16 protein-coding genes and 1 pseudogene are annotated in these 19517 nt (G+C 66.1%); 9 read left to right on the top strand and 8 right to left on the bottom strand.

All coding sequences use genetic code 11. The features are described 5' to 3' along the window. Positions 1 to 401: 401 nt before the first annotated feature. Positions 402 to 1871 carry an MFS transporter gene (locus ACNQVK_RS20505; RefSeq protein WP_418030973.1) on the bottom strand — a complete coding sequence of 490 codons (1470 nt, stop codon included), beginning with the start codon at positions 1869 to 1871 and terminating at the stop codon, positions 402 to 404. Between the two features lie 94 nt (positions 1872 to 1965). Here ACNQVK_RS20505 and ACNQVK_RS20500 point away from each other — a divergent pair, with 94 nt between their 5' ends. Further along, positions 1966 to 3390 (top strand): purine-cytosine permease family protein, encoded by a 1425-nt coding sequence (locus ACNQVK_RS20500; RefSeq protein WP_418030972.1) that lies wholly within the window; start codon positions 1966 to 1968, stop codon positions 3388 to 3390. On the opposite strand, the gene ACNQVK_RS20495 is transcribed toward ACNQVK_RS20500, so the two are convergent. Together ACNQVK_RS20495 and ACNQVK_RS20490 are read right to left on the bottom strand one after the other, a co-directional pair. Beyond that, positions 3359 to 4423, bottom strand: a complete 1065-nt coding sequence (locus ACNQVK_RS20495) for an isocitrate/isopropylmalate dehydrogenase family protein (protein ID WP_418030971.1) — start codon at positions 4421 to 4423, stop codon at positions 3359 to 3361. The two genes, ACNQVK_RS20500 and ACNQVK_RS20495, sit on opposite strands and share 32 nt — an antisense overlap. Positions 4424 to 4438: 15 nt before the next feature. Beyond that, a pseudogene (locus ACNQVK_RS20490) lies at positions 4439 to 5286 on the bottom strand (alpha/beta fold hydrolase). A gap of 162 nt (positions 5287 to 5448) precedes the next feature. On the opposite strand from ACNQVK_RS20490, the gene ACNQVK_RS20485 reads away from it, so the two are divergent. Further along, complete coding sequence (locus ACNQVK_RS20485; protein WP_418030970.1) at positions 5449 to 6096, top strand: LysM peptidoglycan-binding domain-containing protein; 648 nt, start codon at positions 5449 to 5451, stop codon at positions 6094 to 6096. Positions 6097 to 6282: 186 nt separating this feature from the next. Then, the gene (locus tag ACNQVK_RS20480; protein WP_418030969.1) at positions 6283 to 7158 is read left to right on the top strand and encodes a hypothetical protein; all 876 of its coding nucleotides are present in this window, start codon (positions 6283 to 6285) and stop codon (positions 7156 to 7158) included. A 64-nt stretch (positions 7159 to 7222) separates the two neighbouring features. On the opposite strand, the gene ACNQVK_RS20475 is transcribed toward ACNQVK_RS20480, so the two are convergent. The 4 genes from ACNQVK_RS20475 to ACNQVK_RS20460 form a co-directional block, all read right to left on the bottom strand. Continuing rightward, on the bottom strand, positions 7223 to 7531 hold the full coding sequence (locus tag ACNQVK_RS20475; protein WP_418030968.1) for a hypothetical protein: 309 nt from the start codon (positions 7529 to 7531) through the stop codon (positions 7223 to 7225). Between the two features lie 369 nt (positions 7532 to 7900). Further along, entirely contained in the window at positions 7901 to 8422 is a 522-nt protein-coding gene (locus tag ACNQVK_RS20470) for a hypothetical protein (protein ID WP_090511401.1), read from the bottom strand. Between the two features lie 220 nt (positions 8423 to 8642). Next, positions 8643 to 9488 (bottom strand): alpha/beta fold hydrolase, encoded by an 846-nt coding sequence (locus tag ACNQVK_RS20465; protein ID WP_418030967.1) that lies wholly within the window; start codon positions 9486 to 9488, stop codon positions 8643 to 8645. Between the two features lie 153 nt (positions 9489 to 9641). Continuing rightward, the gene (locus tag ACNQVK_RS20460) at positions 9642 to 11060 is read right to left on the bottom strand and encodes an MFS transporter (RefSeq protein ID WP_418030966.1); all 1419 of its coding nucleotides are present in this window, start codon (positions 11058 to 11060) and stop codon (positions 9642 to 9644) included. 25 nt (positions 11061 to 11085) lie between these two features. Between ACNQVK_RS20460 and ACNQVK_RS20455 the strand changes: the two genes are divergently transcribed. The 5 genes from ACNQVK_RS20455 (at position 11086) to ACNQVK_RS20435 (ending at position 16255) form a co-directional block, all read left to right on the top strand. Continuing rightward, the gene (locus ACNQVK_RS20455; protein ID WP_418030965.1) at positions 11086 to 11625 is read left to right on the top strand and encodes a CGNR zinc finger domain-containing protein; all 540 of its coding nucleotides are present in this window, start codon (positions 11086 to 11088) and stop codon (positions 11623 to 11625) included. A gap of 219 nt (positions 11626 to 11844) precedes the next feature. Next, on the top strand, positions 11845 to 12588 hold the full coding sequence (locus ACNQVK_RS20450) for an SAM-dependent methyltransferase (protein WP_418034236.1): 744 nt from the start codon (positions 11845 to 11847) through the stop codon (positions 12586 to 12588). Positions 12589 to 12754: 166 nt separating this feature from the next. After that, entirely contained in the window at positions 12755 to 14119 is a 1365-nt protein-coding gene (locus tag ACNQVK_RS20445) for a bifunctional lysylphosphatidylglycerol flippase/synthetase MprF (protein WP_418030964.1), read from the top strand. Between the two features lie 43 nt (positions 14120 to 14162). Further along, the gene (locus ACNQVK_RS20440) at positions 14163 to 14957 is read left to right on the top strand and encodes a rhomboid-like protein (RefSeq protein ID WP_418030963.1); all 795 of its coding nucleotides are present in this window, start codon (positions 14163 to 14165) and stop codon (positions 14955 to 14957) included. Further along, the gene (locus ACNQVK_RS20435) at positions 14954 to 16255 is read left to right on the top strand and encodes a TrpB-like pyridoxal phosphate-dependent enzyme (RefSeq protein ID WP_418030962.1); all 1302 of its coding nucleotides are present in this window, start codon (positions 14954 to 14956) and stop codon (positions 16253 to 16255) included. The genes ACNQVK_RS20440 and ACNQVK_RS20435 overlap by 4 nt, the downstream gene beginning before the upstream one ends. Positions 16256 to 16261: 6 nt before the next feature. Here ACNQVK_RS20435 and ACNQVK_RS20430 read toward each other — a convergent pair whose 3' ends face one another. Continuing rightward, positions 16262 to 16663: a hypothetical protein gene (locus ACNQVK_RS20430; RefSeq protein WP_418030961.1), complete on the bottom strand. Its 402-nt coding sequence runs from the start codon at positions 16661 to 16663 to the stop codon at positions 16262 to 16264. A 271-nt stretch (positions 16664 to 16934) separates the two neighbouring features. Here ACNQVK_RS20430 and mgtA point away from each other — a divergent pair, with 271 nt between their 5' ends. Then, positions 16935 to 19493 carry a magnesium-translocating P-type ATPase gene (gene mgtA, locus ACNQVK_RS20425; RefSeq protein ID WP_418034235.1) on the top strand — a complete coding sequence of 853 codons (2559 nt, stop codon included), beginning with the start codon at positions 16935 to 16937 and terminating at the stop codon, positions 19491 to 19493. Positions 19494 to 19517 lie beyond the last annotated feature (24 nt).

The raw sequence follows: 19517 nt of genomic DNA, 5'->3' as shown, positions 1-19517 counted from the left end.
AAGTCCGCCTCGGCTACGGCTAGGTAGTCGCCGAACCGTTTCGTGACGTGGTCGATCTCTATGACTGGCGCGCCGGTGCGTGGCGTGCCGTCGTGTCCCGTCGACTTGTCGACGGCGGTGATATCTGGGCCGGTCAGCGGAATCCTCCTCCAGTACAGCGGGGAAGCTGTCGGTAAACAATCGCCGATGGAGCCGACCTTCGCAACCGTTTCCGCAATGAATTAACAATTTTTCAATGGAATCCTTTGTCTGAACCGGGTTGACAGCGCGATTCCATAGCGCGGCAGGCGAACGGCCACGGCGGGTGCGGTCGGTCCATGGTCCGGATGGTCGATGACTGGCTGGGCTCAAGTTTCGCAGCTCAGCGGGCTGTCACGACGGGAATCCGGCGACTGGAGGAATCAGCCCCATTCGTGGTTCATGGCGCGGGACTCGGACATGGTGCGCACGGACTCGCCGTGGCGGTCGGGTGCGCGGGACACCGCGATGAGAGCCATCGCGAGGGCGGCTGTGACCGCTCCGGCGACGAAGATCGTCACGAAGCTGCCCTCCGATGGCACCATGCGATGCCCGAGCAATACCGCCACGACCGCTGCCGCCACGGAGCTGCCGATCGTCCGCGCTATCGCGTTCATGCTCGTGGCGATGCCCGTCTCGCCGGCGTCCACCTCACTGACGACCAACGCGGGCAGGGCGCCGTAGCCCAGGCTGATGTAGGCGTTGGCCAAGACGCCGGCCACGACGACCTGCCAGGGACGGCCATGGGCGACGGCGAGCATGACGAATCCGGCGATACCGGCGACGGCGGCCACCACCAGCACCCGGCGGGCGCCGTATCGGTCGATGTACCGGCCGCTGACGAGCGCCACCAGGAAACCGGTCAGCGCTCCGGGCAGCAGGAAGTAGACGCTGGCTTGCAGCACGGTGGCTCCGAACCCGTAGCCGGCGACCTGCCGTGACATCTGCACGAACTGGGTGAGGCCGAGGAAGGCGAAGTACAGCCCCATTCCGACCAAGATCGTGGCCAGATTGGTCAGCAGGATGGGACGCCGGGCCAGCATCGTGGTCGAGACCAGCGGATCGGCGGCCCGTCGTTCCCACCACCACCAGCCGATAAGCACGCCGATACCGCCGGTCAGAAAGCCGATCGTCCCCGGGTGGGTCCACCCCCACGAGTTGCCCTGGGTGATGGCCAGCAGCACCGACGACAGTCCGATCGCCAGGCCTGCAGCACCCAGCCAGTCGATCGCGCCTCCGGCGGCGGGCTTGCGATTGGGCACGACCACGACCGCCACCACGATGACGACGGCGGTGAACGCGGTGGTGAGCCAAAAGACCCGGTGATACCCGGCGTCGCCCGACATCAGGAGGCCGGTGACGACGAGGCCGACTCCGCCGCCGAAACCCAGCGTCCCGGACAACACCGACATCGCGCCGACCAGACGATCCTCGGCGAGTTCTTCGCGCAGGATCGCGATGCTGATCGGATAAAGCGCGTACGAGGCGCCCTGCAGGATGCGTGCTGCCACCAGCAGCGGTACCGACGCCGTCACCGCGGCCAGCACCGAACCTGCCAGCACGACCACCAGCACGCCGAGCAGGACCCGCTTCTTGCTGTAGAGGTCGGCGAGCCGGCCGATCAGCGGGGTCGACGCGGCGGCCGCCAGCAGGTTGGCGGTGACCGCCCAGCTGACCGCCACCGACGAGGTGTTCAGCTGCCGGGCGATGATGCCCAGGACGGGGACCACCGCGGTCTGCAGGATGGCGACGGTGAGGGCCACCAGACTCAGGCCGACGATCAGGACACCGGGACGACGGGGTGTTCCGGGCACCGCGGGGGAGACGGACCGGTCGGTTTCGGTCCTGGCCACGTCCCGCTCCGATCCATAGCTAATCTTTGTGTTTCCCGATTATGGCCTTGATGCGGCACGTGCCCGCACACCGGGTGCGTGGTCGAATAGACGAATGGCTTTCGGCGTCAGTGCGCTCAACACATCTACGTTCAGCGGGCGCCGCCCGACCGGATCGGGTGATCTGACCGTGGAGACCCATGGGATCGCACCGCTGGCCGCCGACCAACGGTACGGACATCCCGCCCGGCTGTTCACGGTGTGGTTCGCACCTCAGGTCAACATGACCGGCGTCTTCACCGGGACATTGGCGATCACCCTCGGACTGGGCTTCTGGCTGGGACTACTGGCCATGGTGATCGGCACCGTTCTGGGGTCGGCCGTGGTCGCCTATCTGTCGACATGGGGGCCGCGCACCGGGGCGGGCCAACTTCCCAACGCGCGCATGGCATTCGGCGGACTCGTCGTGGTGCCGGGCATCCTGCAGTGGGGATCGTCGATCGCCTGGGACGCACTAGTCGGATTGTTCGGCGGGGAGGCGCTCGCGGCGCTGCTGGGCATCCCGTTCTGGATCGCGGTGTTGATCGTGCTGGCGGTACAGGGCGCCGTCGGGTTCTTCGGCTACGAGTTGATTCACCGTCTGCAGGCGGTGTTGACCGTCATCCTCTTCATCACGTTCGCGGTCTTCACGGTCAAGCTGGTCAGCGGCCACGACATCGTCGTGGCGCCGTCGGCGTCCGGTGCCGATCTGGCCGGAGCTTTCGTTTTCGAGGTCACCATTGCCCTGAGCCTGGCGATCTCGTGGGCCAGCTACGCCGCCGATTTCAGTCGGTATCTCCCCAGCGACTCGTCGCGGTGGCAGGTGTTCGGCTACTCGTTCGCCGGGATCGTCCTGGGCTACATCTTCGTTCAGGGCATCGGGATCGCGGCCGCGTCGGTCATCGGTGAGCACACCGCCGACGGTGTTCACGCGGTCATGGGCGGGGGGCTGCTCGGCGGTCTGGCGTTGTTGGTGATCGCGCTCGCGGCGGTCGGGTCGGGGGTGATGAACGACTACAGCGGCTCCTTGGCACTGCAGACCATCGGTGTGCGGGTGCGCCGGCCGGTGTCGGCGATCATCGTGACGGCGCTGGCCTTCGGTTTGATCCTGTGGCTGCATGCCGCCGACACCGCGACCCGGTTCACCGATGTCCTGCTGTTGGTCAGTTACTGGATTCCGGCGTTTGTCGCCGTGGTCGTGGTGGATTGGACGATCCGTACCCGCGGACGCAACACCATCGATCCGAGCAGCGAACCCACCGGGCGCCGCGATGCGGTGGCGGCACTGATCACCTTCCTGGTGGCCTACGCCATCGCCGTGCCGTTCATGAACACCACCTTGATCCAGGGTGCGGTGGCCACCGCATGGCACGGTGCCGACATTGCCTACTTCGTCAATTTTGCTGCGGCGCTGGCACTTTACGGAGGTTACCGACTGCTGACACGGGGGGGCGGCCCGACTGTAGGAGTCAGGGCAGTGCGGCGAGTACGTGCTCGGTGAACGCTGACGTGGACGCGTTGCCGCCGATGTCGGCGGTGCCGACACCGGCATCGAGGGTCCGCCGGACCGCATCCTCGATGCGGTCCGAGGCGATGCCGAGCGCCGGTGTGCCGCCCTCCCGACCGGCCAGCCATCGCAGCAGCATCGCGGTGGACAGGATCATCGCGACCGGGTTGGCGATGTCGCGTCCCGCGATGTCTGGCGCAGACCCGTGGGCCGCCTGCGCCATGGCGTGAGTGTGCGACGCGTTGATCGAGGGCGCCATCCCGAGTGAGCCGCTCAATTGGCCGGCGAGGTCGGACAGGATGTCGCCGAACATGTTCTCGGCCACGATCACATCGAAGTCGCGCGGGTGGCTCACCAATCGAGCCGCCAGGGCGTCGATGTGTTCACCACGGACTTCGACATCGGGATAGCTCTCGGCGACCGCCTGGCACACGTCGCGGAACAGCCCGGTGGTCTTGGCCAGGACATTCGTCTTGTGGGCGACGGTGACCGACTTGCGCCGGACGGACGCCAACTGGAAGGCCTGATGGGCGATCCGCTCACAGGCGGTCCGGGTGAACACAGCGACGGCCAGCGCGACATCGGGGGTCGGCATGAATTCGCCTGCGCCGTCGTACATGTTGCGGTCCGCGTAGAACCCTTCGGTGTTCTCCCTGACGATGACCACATCGAGATCGGGGCAGACCGCGTGGACGGCTGTACTCAGAGTGCGCGCGGGCCGGATGTTGGCGAACAAGTTGTAGCGCTTACGGATTGCCCCACCGGGTGACAGTGTGCCCCGGAACTGCTCGGGGTATCCGGCGTTGTCGTGCGGTCCGAGAATCCACCCGGCCAACCCATCGAGCTCGGCCAGCGTCGGTTCCGGCAGAGGAGTTCCGAACTCACCGATCGCCTCGAGTCCGAACGGCAGTTCGCGCCAGTGCACGGCGATCGACACACCGGCCAGGGTCCGTTCCGCGACCCTGGTGGCCGAATCCACGATCTCCGGCCCGATACCGTCGCCGAGAAGCACTCCCAGAGTCAGCACACCGTCATCTTCCGCTCAAACAGGATGGGCCGCGAACCACTGCAACAACATTTCTGCGATCTCGGCCGGCTTTTCCTCCGGAAGCCAGTGCGAGACTCCGTGCAGCGTTTCGAAACGGTAGGGACCGCTCACGTAATTCGCGGTATCGCGTGCAGGCTTGGCGGTGATCGCGATGTCGCGGTCACTCCAGACATACAGCGTCGGCACCGTGATCTTGTCCGCTGCGCCCAGGCCGGACCGGCTCAGCGGCATGGCTCGGTACCAGTTCAGCGCGGCGGTCAGGGCCCCGGGTTGAGCCATCGCGCGAGCGTCACGTTCGGCGGCCTCGGATGGCAGCCCGCTGCGGATCAGTGATTTCTCAATCGCCGCGCCGTTGCCCTCGCGCCCGAGCAACAACCGTTCGGACACCCACGGCAGTTGATTGACATACATGTACCAGGAGGCCAGACCCTGTCGGCTGGTGAGCAGGGACCGCAGGAACGCCAGCGGGTGAGGCACCGACAGTGCTGACAACGACGCCAGTTTCCCGGGTGCGTGGCCGGCCACGCTCCAGGCCACTGCGGCACCCCAGTCATGGCCGACGAGATGGACACGATCGGCGCCGCTGGCATCGATCAGCGCAAGGGCGTCCTCCACCAATTCCGTCGCGCGGTAATCGCGGCGCCGAGTCGGCCGGTGCCGGGCGAGTACCCGCGCTGATTGGGCGCAAGACACCGGAACCCCGCGGCGGTGAGCAGGGAGATGATCGGCTCCCAGCTGACATTCTGCTGCGGGAAACCATGAAGCAAGACGACCACCGGACCGTCGGCGGGACCGTCATCGATGACGTCGAATACGAATTCCCCGCGGCGGTACTGATCCATGCCATGCATCATGCCAAGCGCTGCGGCGGCCGGGAATGAGGCATTGCCTGGTGAGGCTGATCGCCGGTGGATTTGAGGTAGCCCGCTACGCGCGACCGGTCACAGGCCGGCAGTCGACACTGAGCCGATCGACGCCTCACGCGACCAGAAAGGCAGTGGCAGATGAAGAACTACACAGTGGCACTCGGCGACACCCTGTTCGGGATCGCCCAGCGCGAATACGGCGACGGAGATCTCTACCCCGTGATCGCCGAGCAGAATCACCTCAGCAATCCGGGGCTGATCAACATCGGACAGGAACTGTTGATCCCGTACGTCACCTACCGGCACCTGTTCACAACCGATGACGGCGCTGCCGCCCGCAGGCAGCTCACGCAGTCGTTCTACGGGACGCAGAGCCCGGACATCCAGTTGGTCTGGGAAGTGGTCAACGGTGTGGCACAGCGGGAGATCCGTCGCGGTACGTGGTTGCTCCTGCCCGATCTCGCCAACGTCGGACACCACACCGTCGTCGAAGGGGAGAGCTTCGTGGTGTTGGCGGGCCGGTGGTACGGCGACGATCACCTTGCGATCGTCATCGCCAACGCCAACAACCTGGACCCGTCCACCGATCCAGACCCAGGTCAGGTTCTCATGGTTCCCGGGCTCAATCGTCGTCGCCATATCGCCGGGGACACCCTCGAGTCACTGTGCGTCGAAGAGTACGGCGACCACGATGTGTCGACCCGTGCGGCCGTTGCCGGCGCGGCCAACTACATCAGCCGTCCACACCATCTCTTCTCCAATCAGGTGGTGTACTTCCCCTCGTGATCACCTCGGCGTGAACGAGAGTGGTTGTTTGCCAGTCGATCCCGCTATGCCGACGGCGACGGCGGCCGTGACCTTCCGGTGGCCAACTTGTGACAGCAACGTGGCGGCGGTGGGGCCCTGCGCGGTTGCAGCGGATACGCAGGATGCGGTACCAATCATGGGGTGTGCGCGGGAAGGACCATCTGAATGAGCTCGATTGGGGCAGAAGACGTTCCAGGGCAGTGGCTGACCGCGGCGGAAGTGGCCCGGGCGTCGCAGCTGCGGGAGGATCTCGTAGAGCGGTTCCTGCCGGCCGGGCAACCTCAAGGGGCGCTCTACGGACGCGATCTCGTGTCGGTTGCCCGATTCGTCAAGGTGCTCACCGATCTGGGAACACCGAGCGCTGCTGTCGAAGTGGCTGTCGCCGAACTGCGGGCGCGTCCGGATGCGGCATTCAATGTGGCTCTTCGCGGGGGCGGCAGTGCCAGTCGGTGGTCGCTCAGCCCGAAGCTGACCGGTAGCCGGACCCGGGCCTGGAGAACGATCGGTGCGACGACGGCCGCAGCGTTGCTCGTCGGCGGCGTCGTGGCGGTCACGATGTCGACACACGACGATGAGCGGGCCGCAGCGGCACCGGCACCATCTCCGGCCAAACCCGTTCCCGCCGAAGTAATTGCGTCGACCGTGACGGATGGGCCAGGCAGTCGGCCCGCTCAGGCGTTTGCCGCCCCCAAGCCGGATCCGGTGTGCGCGCAGTGGCAGCGGGCCAGCGCCGGGTACGGCGGTAGGCAGCAGGTTTGGGTCAAGACCGATCACCGGATTCCGGCATCGCGATGGTCACCCAAGCAACGTTCGGTGACCATGGCTGTCATCCCGGTCATGCGCCAGGAGGCCGCTGAACTCCGCGCCTTGGCCGACAAGGCCACGGATCCGCTTCTGACCGGTCTGCTGAGTGCGCAGTCGCGGTATCTGGACAACTACGCCACCAAACTGCCGAAGTTCGAACCGGCAGATCATGCGAACTGGACCGCGGCCGGTGCGATGGACGCTGCGGCGAAAGCGGTTTGCTCAACGTCACGTTGAGCGCCCTCGTTCCGATATCTGGTGGGGCACTTGGGGATGAGTGCCCCACCAGAAATCGGTTCGGTTACATCGGAATCCAACGATCGAGGAACCAAAAGCCCCAACCGCGGCCATCACCGGAAGGCATCGGAGTGACCCGCTGGCCATTCCACTCGAACGGTTGGTGATCGCGCCGACCGGCGTCGATGCCGCGGCCGTGCCAGTCGTCGGGCCGAGCACCACGGTCGTCATGACGGTCGCACTGCGGCGCACCCGGGCGGTCGCACCCGGGGCCCGGGTCGGCGTTGGCGGTACCGATGCCAAGGCCGAGCAACCCGGCCATGCCGATTCCTGCCGCCATCGCCGATATGCCCACGGATTTCTTCAAACCCATTGCTTTACTCCGTTCTGACCAGTGCGACGACGGTGCCGCACGGAGAGCAAAGCTATTTCGAAGGGTTGTGTTTGCCCTGTGCTGAGTATTGGCGCGGGCTGTGTGGTCGGTAACGAGATGAAAACTGGTTGGAATCAGTGATATTGAGCACGGCCCGCCGGCCCTCAGATACGTCTCGACAAGCCGACTCAGCCGCATGCTGACCATCTGGATGCGGCGGCGAATTTGTCGAGGTCAACCTCCCAATCGGGGATGCGCCTGAGGATCTCGTCAAAGGCGACACGACCGTCGGTACGCCACAAGGCATTTCCCAGAAATCAGTCCGCGGTGCCAACGGTCACGCCGGCCTCGGCCGGCGGGGACGCCTACTCACCAGGTCAGATTGTGCTTTTCGAAGTGGCGAGCCAAGGCCTCCATGTACTCGTCGCCGTGAAATGGCCCGCGGGCGCCGATCGCCTTTTCCAGGAAGGGACCGTATTCCTCGTCGTTGACGTAGGTCGACCAGTGGGTGATCTGGCCGTCGTCGTTGGTGTCGATGAAGCTGATCGAATAGAAGCCCATCGTCTCGCCATCGGCTGTCGTGCCCTCCCAGCGGTAGCGCATGACGAGGCCGTTCTCGGCGGGCCAGAACTTGTGGTCGACGGGTTTCCAGTCGGGGAAGACCACCGAATACGCCTTGGCCTCGACGGTGGCCGCGACGTCGAACGAGGTCGCCACGTCCTTGAGTACGAGTTCCTGACCGGCCACGAAGTAGGGCGAGGTGTACACGGCGTCGTCGGTGAACTCCCACTCGTCGTATGACTCGCCTTCCTGCACCTTCCGCAGCACGTACTTGTCGCGGTAACTCTCGGCCATGCGGCGGTGTTTGGCGATTCGGTCGACCAGATCCATTGCGGTCCTTATTCATTGGGGGAGTGGCAAGGCCAGGCCGGCGGCTCGTGTGGCCTGGCGCACACCACTAATATACAGACCTGTATCGCAGATTCAATGCTGAATTTCCAGGGCGGCGGCCCCCCTCTACCTGGGTTTCCGGGCTACGCCGGAACCCGCCTCGGCCTCGTCGCAGAGTCGGTCTGAAACGGATTCCGGGCGGGTTCAGCGCACCGCGAGACTAGGAGCGGGTGAGGAACCCCAGCACGGTCTGCTCGAAGGCCTCTTTGGCCTCGATCATCGCCCAGTGTCCGCAGTTGGGGAATACGTGCAGCTCGGCGTTCGGGATGGTCCGCATGGGGATCAATGCCATGTCGAGCGGGCTGACCCGGTCATCGCGGCCCCAGGTCAGCAGTGTCGGAGCCGCTACCTTGTGCATCTGCGCCCAGGGCATCGGGGCATCGGAGGCACGCATGGCGGCCATCATGCCCGCGAATGCGGCCTTGCCGTACATCCGCTTGGCCGCGGCCAGCGTCGTGGGGTCGGTCGCCAGCTCCCACCGCTGTTCGATGAGCTCGTCGGTGACCAGCGCCGGGTCGAACACCATCGAGTTCAACCAATCGATCAGGCGCTGGCGGGTCGGGTCTTCGGTGAACTCCTGCAGGAGCCGGATGCCCTCGCTGGGCCCCGGGCTGAAGAGGTTGGTCCCGATGCCGCCGATGGTGACGAGCTTGCCGATGCGGTCCGGCCTACGGATGGCGAAGTTGATTCCCACCCCGCCGCCCATGGAATTGCCGACGATGTGTACCCGCTCGATGTCGAGCGCATCGACGAAGGGTGCCACCACACCCTGTGCGGTGACCATGGGATGGCCGCCGATGTCGTCGGTGACACCGAACCCCGGGAATTCCAGGATCAGGCACCGGAACTGCTGAGCGAAGGCAGGCAGGATTCCCCGGAAATTGCGCCAGCCCGTCACCCCGGGCCCCGAGCCGTGCAGGAACAGCAGTGCCGGTCCTTCGCCGGTGTCGTAATACCGCAACACTCCGGCGGATGTCTCGATCTCTCTCAGTTCCAGCTCGGTCATGGCGACCAACCTACGGGTGGTTGCCCGCAGGCTCCTCGGCAGTCCCGCACCGTGGAACAGATCTGGTGTCGAGCACGATGCCGAACTCACGGTCCCACGGAATCCGCGCATGATGGGCGCGACCATGGCGGCAGTCGGAAATCTTTGGCTGCCTTATCTCGCTGTGTTGCAGGGTCTTTCGCGGCGGAGCAATACGGTGCTGATCGCCCCGCCGCACAGCGCAACCGCCCCGCAAGTGAGGAGGGCGGCCACGACAGCGCCGGTCGACGGTCCGTCGTTCACCCGCGCCGCCTGGCTGATGGTGCCGCATAGTGCGATGCCGATGGTCAGGCCAAGTTGGCGAGCGGCGTTGGCTGCCGCGGCGGCCACTCCGGCCCGGGCGGGCGGTACCGACGTCGCCGCAACGGCGGGTAGCACCGGGGACACGATCGCAGCACCGATGCCGGTCCCGATCAGCATCGCGATCAGTGAAGTCCAGTCTGGGCGCAACAGCAGTGCCGCACCAGGAAGGCAAGCCAGTCCGGTGAGTAGCGTGCCGCCGCCGAGCACCCAGCTGCGCGGCGCATGGTGCAGTCGAGCGCTCAAGGTCAGCGACACCAGAATGAATGTGGCAAGTTGCAGCGTCAGCACCAGAGCGGCGTGCAGGGGTTGCATGCCACGGCTGGTCTGCAACCACCACGACAGCGCCGGCAGTGCGGCGAAAGCCGCGAAGTAGTAAGCGAATCCGGCGATGAGTACGGCGACGAATCCACGTGTCGCGAACAGGTCCGGCGGCAGTAGTGGATGGGTGGCGCGGCGTTGGACCGAGACGAACAAGCACGCCGCGGCGAAGCTCACCGCAGCGGCTCCCAGGGTCCCGGGCGAGGCCCACCCCGACTCACCGGCATTGATCACCGCGTACGTGGTCCCCGTCATCACGATGGTGATGAGGGCTATTCCCGCGACGTCGAGTCGGGCGCGCACCGGACGCTCCCGCGACAGCGATTGCCCACCAATGATCACGGCGAGCAGGCAGATGGGCAGTGCGCCGAGAAACAACCAGCGCCACGAGATGAATTGGGTGACCGCGCCACCGGCGATCGTTCCCGTGGTGCTGCCGATCCCCGCGACCGCGCCCCAGACGGCGAACGCGATTCCACGTGTGCGGCCGAGGTAATGCTGGGTCAACAGCGGCACGGCAGTTCCGAAGATCGCCGCACCGCCCGTCCCCTGGACGACGCGCGCCGCGACCAGGAGGCCACCGCCCGAGGCCGCCGCGCATCCCGCCGATGCCACCCCGAACACGATCAGGCCGACCAAGAAGAGCCGCCGGTGTCCCCACCGATCTCCCAGGGTTCCCATGGCCATCACGAGCGCGGCAAGCGCGAGGGTGTAGCCATCGATGATCCACTGGGCTGTTGCGAATCCGGCACCCAGCCCGCTCGCGATGTTCCCGGCGCTGACCGTCACGACGGTGGTGAACGCGAGCAAGAGGAAGGTCGCCAGACAACAGCTCACCAACGGGCGCCAATCCCTGCCTTGCTCGGGTGCAGGGTCGTGGACGGGGGCGGAACTGGGGGAGCTCAAGGACATGGTCCGACCCTGCTGTAATGGTCTTGTGCATGTAAACCATTACATCGAGCCGCTGCTGCGCAACGTGACCGATCTGGTCAATCGGCCCGCGGCCACACCGGCCGACCTGGAACAGCGCTGGACGGCTCGCGACATGCCCATCCACTGTCGCGTCACGCGTGCCGACGTGCGAGCGGTGAGGGATTTCCTGGAACTGTGGACGGGTGTCGTCGACGCCGGCACCGAGCAGGACCGGGTCACGGTACTCAACCAGTTACTGACTCGCTTCGCCACCAGTCCGTCGATCACCAATCACGATGGCAGCGGCTGGCATCTGCACTACCGCGACGCTGACGCCGGCTTCGCCGCGACGCTGGCCGGCGCCACGAGTGCCGCGGCCGCCCACTTCCTCACCGAACGCGGGATGTACCGCATCCGGCGGTGCGCCCGCGAAGGATGCACGTTGGCATTCGTCGACTTCACCCGACCGGGTACACAGAAGTACTGCAGTCACGGTTGCGCGAATCGCGATGCCGTCCGGCGGCACCGCGCCGTGTCTGCCCGCAGTGCCTCAGTGCGTCACTGAAACGCCCTGGCAGACAAGGCGCCATCGCTTGACGGTCGGACAGCGGCCCACCTAACCTCCAGACACGACGCATACATGTCCGACGCGACGTCAACATCTGCGGGGGAGTTGTGGGGGAATCACGTTCTGCGGTGCCGGTCGACGGTGTCGCGATGACGGCGATCGGGGTGGCCGTCATCCGAGTACGCGAGAGTCAACGTCCGGACGCGCTGTACCTGGATCCCTTGGCGCAGTCGTTTTGTCGACGCTGCGCGCCAAGGGTTTTCGGCCCAGCGCTGGGCGACGCTGGAAGGCCTCGCCGATCAGTTCTACGAGGGGCGCTCGGTGGCCGTCCGGCTGGTCGATGATCGTGTCCGCAATGCGGTGGATAGCGGTGTCAGGCAGATCGTAATGCTCGGAGCGGGTTTGGACACCCGGGCCTTTCGGATGGCATTACCCGCTGATGTGAATGTTTTCGAGATCGACCTGCCTGAGCTGATCGCGTTCAAAGAGCCCGTACTGGCCAACCGAGCAGCCGCGCCGACCTGTCGCCGCCATGTGATAGCGGCCGACCTGCGTGAGGACTGGACGGCACCGCTGCGCGAGAGCGGGTTTCGCCCGGAGTCGCCGACGCTGTGGGTCGACGAAGGGGCATTGGCCTATCTACCGCCCGGGCCGCGACGTGACGTCGTGGCCGACCTCACCCGACTGTCCGCTCCCGGTAGCCGATTCGGTGTCAGTCGGTACTCGGTCGATGCCAACAGTGCGCCGTACACGGGGCTGGCCGGCCTGGTCGGTGGTAGCGCATCGGGACAAGCTCCGCGGGAAACCGTTCGCGATGTACGGGAATGGCTCGACAGCCTCGGCTGGGACACGGAGTTCCAGAGCTGGAACGAGGCCGTGACGCGGCTGAATCGCGCGGTTACGCAGGCTGATTCCGAGGTCGGTCACATCGCCGCCGTTCTCAGGCCGAGTGCGCACTAGGCCCGAATCGATTAGGGTTTGCCCGTCAGCGACTGACTCGAGCACGCGTCGCGCCCGGTTCGTATTATTGGGTAATGGAGCGAACGATCCGTGCGCTTCGGGCAACACTGGGAAGACCGCAGATGTGACTCCGTCACCGGCACCCGCATCACGCCCACGTCCCGGCGTGACAACGGATCCTGCCGGGACCGGTACGCAGCGCAGGCTGCCGCTGCGAATCCTGCTCGCCGTGGTGGTACTGACCCTCGCGGGTAGCGGGGCCGCACTGGTTCTTGATCACGACACGGGCCGGATCGGCCACGAGTCAGCGCTGATGGGGCTGGTCGCGGTGTCGTTGGCCGCGACGATTCTGCTGCACGGTCTGCTCCTCGGGCGCCCGCTGACCGTGGCCCATGGTGCCACCGCCGCGGCGGCCCTGTTACTGGCGACGTTCGCGGTGGTGCTCGGCCACCCGGCAGACGCCTGGATCTGTCTCGTCCTCTCGGCCGCCATGCTGATCAGGCCGCGGGGGTCGACGGCGCAACCCGATGCCTTACGTGCGGTGGCATCTCTGGTCGACCGCACCCCGGGCGATCCGCTGGCGCCATTCGCGATGGCCGCGGGCAAAAGTTACGTGTTCTCGGCCGACGGAACCGCCGCACTCGCCTTCCGGACGGTGGCCGGGTTTGCGGTGGCCAGCGGTGATCCGATCGGAGACGCGGCCCGTTACCCGGAGGTCGTCACCGCATTCGGCGGCCTGTGTCGAGCGCAGGGCTGGCGCATCCTGGTACTGGGCGCATCCGAACGGCGGGTGATGCTGTGGCGCGACCGCGCCGCGACCGGCACCGCCCTGCGGGCCATCCCGATCGGACGTGACGTGGTGGTGGAGGTGAACGGGTTCGATCTGGCCGGCCGGTCCAGACGCAACCTCCGGCAGGCGGCTCAGCGAACGCGCAACGCCGGCGTGACGACCGAGGTGGTCGCCGAGTCCGGTCTCGACGATGCGCTCCGGGCCGAACTCCTCGACGTGATGCGCGAGTCGGGAAAGGCCGTCGGTCGTGAGCGGGGGTTCTCGATGATGCTCGGCGGCACTCTGTCCGGCCGCTGTCCCGGCGTGTGGCTGATCTACGCGCGCGACCGTGAGGGACGGATTCAGGCATTTCAACGTTACGTCTCCGCCGGTGGCGGGACCGACATGAGCCTTGACCTGCCGTGGCGACGGCTGAGCGCACCGAATGGGATCGACGAACGTCTCACTGTGGACATGATCGGCTGGGCCCGAACGCACGGGGGCGAGCGCGTCTCGCTGGCCTTCGCGCCGTTTCCCGATCTGTTCCGCAGTGACCGCAGCGGCGAGGTCCCCGTGCGGGCGCTGCGGACCGTCGCTCATGCCGGCGATCGGCTCATCAAACTGGAGTCGCTGTATCGATACGTCCGCAAGTTCGACGCGATGGCCGAGCCGCGGTACGTGCTCCTGCCGCTGGTCGACCTGCTTCCAGCGGCGGCGGTGTTGTTGACGCTCGAGCTCGCTCCACACCGCCCGGTGCCGTGACCAGCTGATATCACCGGCGGCGACGTCGGTATCCTGGATCGGGATGTTGTCGCGAGTGCTCTCCAGTCTGATCCGGGTCCGAGTCACCCTGGTCTACGCGGCGGCGCTGTTCGTGATCGCGTCCCTGCTGCTGATCTCGGGCCCCAGGGTGCAGGACAGTGTGGTCGGTCATCTGAGTACCAACCTGGAGAACCTGGGGCACGGCCACCTTGGAACGCTCGTGGGCAGTGCGTTCGTCACCGCCGAGGGATACACGTACCTCCTGCTGCCGGGCCTGGTGTGCCTGCTGGCGTTGGCAGAGCTGCTGTGGTGCAGCAGGCGGTTGATCCAGGCCTTCGCCCTGGGCCACGTCGGCGCCACCCTGATCGTGGCCGCCGGGTTGGCCGCCGCGATCAAACTCGGCTGGCTGCCGATCTCTGTCGCGCACGCGAAAGACGTCGGGCTGAGCTACGGCGCGATCGCCGTCCTCGGCACGCTCACCGCGGCCATTCCGATGCGGTGGCGCCCGGCATGGATCGGCGGATGGGTGACAATTGCCCTGGTGGTCGCGGCCTCGGGGACCGATTTCACCGCGATCGGGCACGCCATTGCGCTGATTCTCGGGATCCTGCTGTCGACCCGATTCAGCACCGGCTCGGACTGGACGCCGGCCCGGCGGGTACTGCTGGGAATCGGTATCGGGTTCGGACTGCTGCTCCTCGTCGGAGTGTCCCTGCCCGCGGCGCCGATTGCGCTTCCCGCGGGTCTTGCGGTCGCCGGGATCGCGACTTGGGCTTGGTGGCGGTGGCTCGCAGCGCCGAAGGCCGGCGAACCCAGCCTGACTACAGTGTCGGCATGACGCTGCACGCCGACACTGCCCATCCGGATCTGGTTTCCGTCGGGGTGCCGACGCACTGGTACAACCTGGCAGCCGAGCTGGACCAGCCGATCCCGCCCCATCTGCACCCGGGAACCAAGGAACCGGTCGGCCCCGACGACCTCGCGGCGCTCTTTCCGAGCGGATTGATCGCGCAGGAAGTATCCACCGAGCCGTACATCGAGATCCCGGAGGTTGTGCGCGACATCTACTCGATGTGGCGCCCGGCGCCGCTGATCCGGGCCCGCCGGTTCGAGCAGGCGCTCAACACCGGTGCCCACATCTATGTCAAGTACGAGGGTGTCAGCCCGGTCGGCAGCCACAAGACCAATTCCGCTGTGGCGCAGGCCTACTACAACAGCATCGACGGGGTCCGGAAGCTGACCACCGAGACAGGTGCCGGGCAGTGGGGTAGCGCCCTGTCCTTCGCCGGAGCACAGTTCGGCCTCGAGGTCGAGGTGTGGCAGGTCCGCGCGTCCTACGAGTCGAAGCCCTACCGCGGTCACCTGATTCGCACGTACGGCGGCACCGTGCACTCAAGCCCGTCGAATCTCACCGAGTCGGGACGCGCGATCCTCGCGGCCCACCCGGACACCACCGGCAGTCTCGGGATGGCGGTGAGTGAGGCAGTCGAGGTGGCGGCCGCGAACGCGGACACCCGCTATGCGCTCGGTAGCGTGCTCAACCACGTCGTCCTCCATCAGAGCGTGATCGGTCTGGAGGCTGTCGCGCAGCTCGCCGCTGTCGAGCCGGACGGTGCCGACGTTGTCTTCGGCTGCGCCGGTGGCGGTTCCAACCTCGCCGGCCTCGCATTCCCGTTCCTGCGCGAGAAGATTCATGGCCGATCGAACCCGAAGGTGATCGCCGCGGAGCCCGCTGCGTGTCCGTCGATCACGCAGGGGGAGTACCGCTACGACCACGGCGACGTCGCGGGACTGACCCCGTTGCTCAAGATGCACACGCTCGGAATGGATTTCGTTCCCGATCCCATTCATGCGGGCGGCCTGCGCTATCACGGGATGGCTCCGGCGCTCAGTCATACCGTCGAACTGGGACTGGTCGAGGGCATCGCCGTCGGGCAGCACGATGCGTTCTCCGCGGGCGTCCTGTTCGCACGCACTCAGGGCATCGTGCCCGCACCCGAGGCCACTCACGCCATCGCCGCGGCCGCCGCGCACGTGGCCGATGACCCGAGCGAGCAGGTGGTCGTGATCGGACTCTCGGGTCACGGTCAACTCGATCTGCCGGCGTACGCGGAATTCCTGGACGGGAACTTCTGAGCCGGCCTACGACCGGACGGCGATGAAGGACGCGACGAATCCGGCTACGGCCTGACCGTTGGAGTGCGCCACGGTGCGGATCACCGATCCGGTGATCGCCGGCACCTGGTTGACTCCGTGCGGCCACGACGGGATCAGATAGCCGACGTAGTCATAGACCCACGTCTCGCCCCCGATTTCCCCCACCCCTTGAAGGCGGCACGCGAACGGATTTCCATATGACGCCGCACCTTTGAGATCGAGTTGCCAGCCGGCGCCGCCGAGGGTTCCGGCCAGCCGGCCCAGGCTCGGCGAGTGCAGCGTCAACGTGCCCGCACCAAACCTCAGGTCGTTGAAGTCCACGTCGAGGTCAGGGTTGTTGACGAAGCTACGGTAGCTCCAAGTGCCGGTGAACGATTCGGTGTCCATCGCTGTCTCCTCCCGATGATCTGCCGGCCTGCGGCCGTCCAGAGTCGCTTGTCGGTCAACGTCGCACGCCGTGGCCGGCAGACACGCGAGTAGTCGCCTACGCGAACTGGCGATGTGACCACAGACCTGCTGGTTTGCACTCGAGTCAAATCTGGTGCAGCAAACCGGCTCGGCGGATTACGCTCGACTCATCCACTGGTGACGAACTGTGGGGGGCAGCATCGATACGGTGACCGCGGGCCAGGCCGCATCAGCCCCGTTGTCGGAGCTGATGTCGACGCTGAATACGCAATCTGAGGGTCTGACGTCGGCGGAGGCATCCGCACGTCTGTCCCAGCACGGGCCCAACATCATTCGCACGCATCAGGTCAGTGCCTGGGCGGTGCTCAGACGGCAACTGAACAATGCTGTGCTGATCCTGCTGGCCGTGACCGCCGTGGCCTCGGCCTTTCTCGGTGATGCCACGCAGTCGATCATCATCGGAATCATCCTGGTGATCAGCGTCGGGCTCGGCTTCGTCAACGAGTACCGGGCGGAGCGGGCCACCGAAGCCCTGCATTCGCGGGTGCAGCACACCGCGGTCGCTCGCCGTGACGGGAAGGCCGTCAAGGTTGGTGTGACCGAGTTGGTGCCCGGTGACGTCATCCAACTCACGCTGGGCGAGGCGGTGCCCGCCGATGTCCGGCTGTTCGACGTCAACGGTCTGGAGTGCAACGAAGGCATTCTGACCGGTGAGTCGATGACCGCGGAGAAGTCGGCCGAGGTGGTGGCGATGGACACCGCACTCGCCGATGCGACCGATCTTGCCTTCATGGGCACCATCGTCAGCGCGGGGACCGGCATCGGTGTCGTGTACGCGACCGGCGCCGACGCTGAGTTCGGCCGGATCGCGGTCGGACTGAGCCAGAGTGCGCCGGAGACCGACTTCCAAGTGGGTCTGCGCAAGTTCTCCTATCTGCTGCTCTACGTGGCGTTGACCCTGACGGTGTTCATCCTGCTGGCCAACCTGATGCTGCGCCGGCCGGTCATCGACTCCATCCTGTTCGCGCTGGCCATCGCGGTCGGCATCACCCCGCAGCTGTTGCCTGCCGTGGTCAGCAGCAGCCTCGCCTCCGGGTCGCGGGAACTGGCCAAACGCAAGGTCCTGGTCAAACGCTTGGTGAGCATCGAGGATCTGGGTGACATCGATGTCCTGATCACCGACAAGACCGGAACCTTGACCGACGGCCGCATCAGCTTCATCGATGCCGTTGACCCCGCGGGTGCCCATTCCGAAGATGTCCTGCGTGATGGGTTGCTGGCGACCGATGTGGACCCGGCGACCGGGGGAGCCAGCGGCAACGAGATGGACGCTGCACTGTGGCGGACGGACGGTGCGGATGCCGGGGCGTTGACCGCGGGCGTCCGCCAGATCGCGGTCCTTCCGTTCGACCACACGCGCCGGTCCACCACGACGCTTGTCGACGACCCCGGGCGCGACCAGCGGACACTGATCACCAAGGGGGCACCCGAGCAGGTGCTGGCCAGGTGCGCCCAGGTGCCGGAATCGGCTCACCAAACGCTCGATCGACTGTTCGCCGAAGGCCGGCGGGTCGTCGCAGTCGCGGTCAAGCCCGCGTCCGGACTTGAGACCGTGACCCCGGCCGACGAAACCCACCTCAGCCTGGCCGGGTTTCTGTCCTTTGCCGACAACCCCAAGTCTGCCGCGCGCGAGTCGCTGGCCAAATTGGCCGAACTGGAAATCGACGTGAAAGTTGCCACCGGAGACAATCCGCGGGTGGCCGAAAAGGTCTGTACCGAACTCGGTTTGGCGTCGAAAGGCACGATCACCGGTGTCGAGATGGACAAACTCGACGACCATAAATTCGATCGGATGGTCACCCAAACCACCATTTTCGCCCGGGTCAGCCCTGAGCAGAAGGCGCGGGTGATCGCTTCGGCGCGCAAGCAGGGCCGTTCGGTCGGTTTCCTCGGTGACGGTGTGAACGACGCGCTGGCCCTCCACGCGGCCGATGTCGGCATCTCGGTGGACTCGGCGACCGACGTCGCCAAAGACGCCGCCGATGTCGTGCTCCTGGAGAAGGACCTCGGCGTCCTCGCCGATGGTGTGTCGGAAGGGCGACGCATCTTCGCCAACACGATCAAGTACGTATTAATGGGCACGTCAAGCAATTTCGGCAACATGTTCAGCGCCGCCGCGGCGTCCGCGGTGCTGCCGTTCCTCCCGATGCTGCCCGGGCAGATCCTGCTGAACAACCTGCTCTACGACAGTTCCCAGCTGGCCATCCCCACCGACCGCGTCGATCCGGAGCAACTACACGCGCCGTCACACTGGAACATCGCCTTCATCAGGCGGTTCATGCTGACGTTCGGTCCGATCAGTTCGTTGTTCGACTTCCTGACCTTCGGATTGATGCTCGGCGTGCTGCACGCGGCGCCCGCCGAGTTTCGCACCGGGTGGTTCGTGGAGTCATTGGCCACCCAGACCCTGATCATCTTCGTCATCCGGACCCGGCGCATTCCGTTCTTCCGCAGCGTGCCGAGCGGCCCGCTGGTCGCGACGACCTTCGGTGCGATCGCGATCGGGATCGTGCTGACCTTGTCGCCCTTGGCATCTCGCCTGGGTTTCGCGCCGTTGCCGTGGCAGTTCTTTGCCGCACTGGTGCTACTGACCGTGGGCTATCTGGTCTTGGTCGAGTTGACCAAGAAGGTGTTCTACACCGATCCGATGCATCTGGCGGGTGCGCCGGTTCGTACCCGCGGGCGTCTTCACCGCATCGAACGCCGAGCCTCCAGGTTCGTGCACCATCCGAGTTCGGCCCCCCGATGAGGGGCGGCCGCCCCGGGGGTCGGC

It is taken from the genome of Mycobacterium sp. 134 (genome assembly GCF_048282715.1).
GTDB classification, from domain to species: domain Bacteria; phylum Actinomycetota; class Actinomycetes; order Mycobacteriales; family Mycobacteriaceae; genus Mycobacterium; species Mycobacterium septicum.
Note: the sequence above shows the minus strand (reverse complement) of the source record. Positions and strands in the feature narration are given on the sequence as shown.

What these genes read in the sequence shown, in the direction of transcription:
- ACNQVK_RS20500 (WP_418030972.1), top strand. Translation starts at nt 1,966, where the DNA reads ATGGCTTTCGGCGTCAGTGCGCTCAACACATCTACGTTCAGCGGGCGC.
- ACNQVK_RS20485 (WP_418030970.1), top strand. Translation starts at nt 5,449, where the DNA reads ATGAAGAACTACACAGTGGCACTCGGCGACACCCTGTTCGGGATCGCC.
- ACNQVK_RS20480 (WP_418030969.1), top strand. Translation starts at nt 6,283, where the DNA reads ATGAGCTCGATTGGGGCAGAAGACGTTCCAGGGCAGTGGCTGACCGCG.
- ACNQVK_RS20475 (WP_418030968.1), bottom strand. Translation starts at nt 7,531, where the DNA reads ATGGGTTTGAAGAAATCCGTGGGCATATCGGCGATGGCGGCAGGAATC.
- ACNQVK_RS20470 (WP_090511401.1), bottom strand. Translation starts at nt 8,422, where the DNA reads ATGGATCTGGTCGACCGAATCGCCAAACACCGCCGCATGGCCGAGAGT.
- ACNQVK_RS20465 (WP_418030967.1), bottom strand. Translation starts at nt 9,488, where the DNA reads ATGACCGAGCTGGAACTGAGAGAGATCGAGACATCCGCCGGAGTGTTG.
- ACNQVK_RS20460 (WP_418030966.1), bottom strand. Translation starts at nt 11,060, where the DNA reads ATGTCCTTGAGCTCCCCCAGTTCCGCCCCCGTCCACGACCCTGCACCC.
- ACNQVK_RS20440 (WP_418030963.1), top strand. Translation starts at nt 14,163, where the DNA reads ATGTTGTCGCGAGTGCTCTCCAGTCTGATCCGGGTCCGAGTCACCCTG.
- ACNQVK_RS20435 (WP_418030962.1), top strand. Translation starts at nt 14,954, where the DNA reads ATGACGCTGCACGCCGACACTGCCCATCCGGATCTGGTTTCCGTCGGG.
- ACNQVK_RS20430 (WP_418030961.1), bottom strand. Translation starts at nt 16,663, where the DNA reads ATGGACACCGAATCGTTCACCGGCACTTGGAGCTACCGTAGCTTCGTC.
- mgtA (WP_418034235.1), top strand. Translation starts at nt 16,935, where the DNA reads ATGTCGACGCTGAATACGCAATCTGAGGGTCTGACGTCGGCGGAGGCA.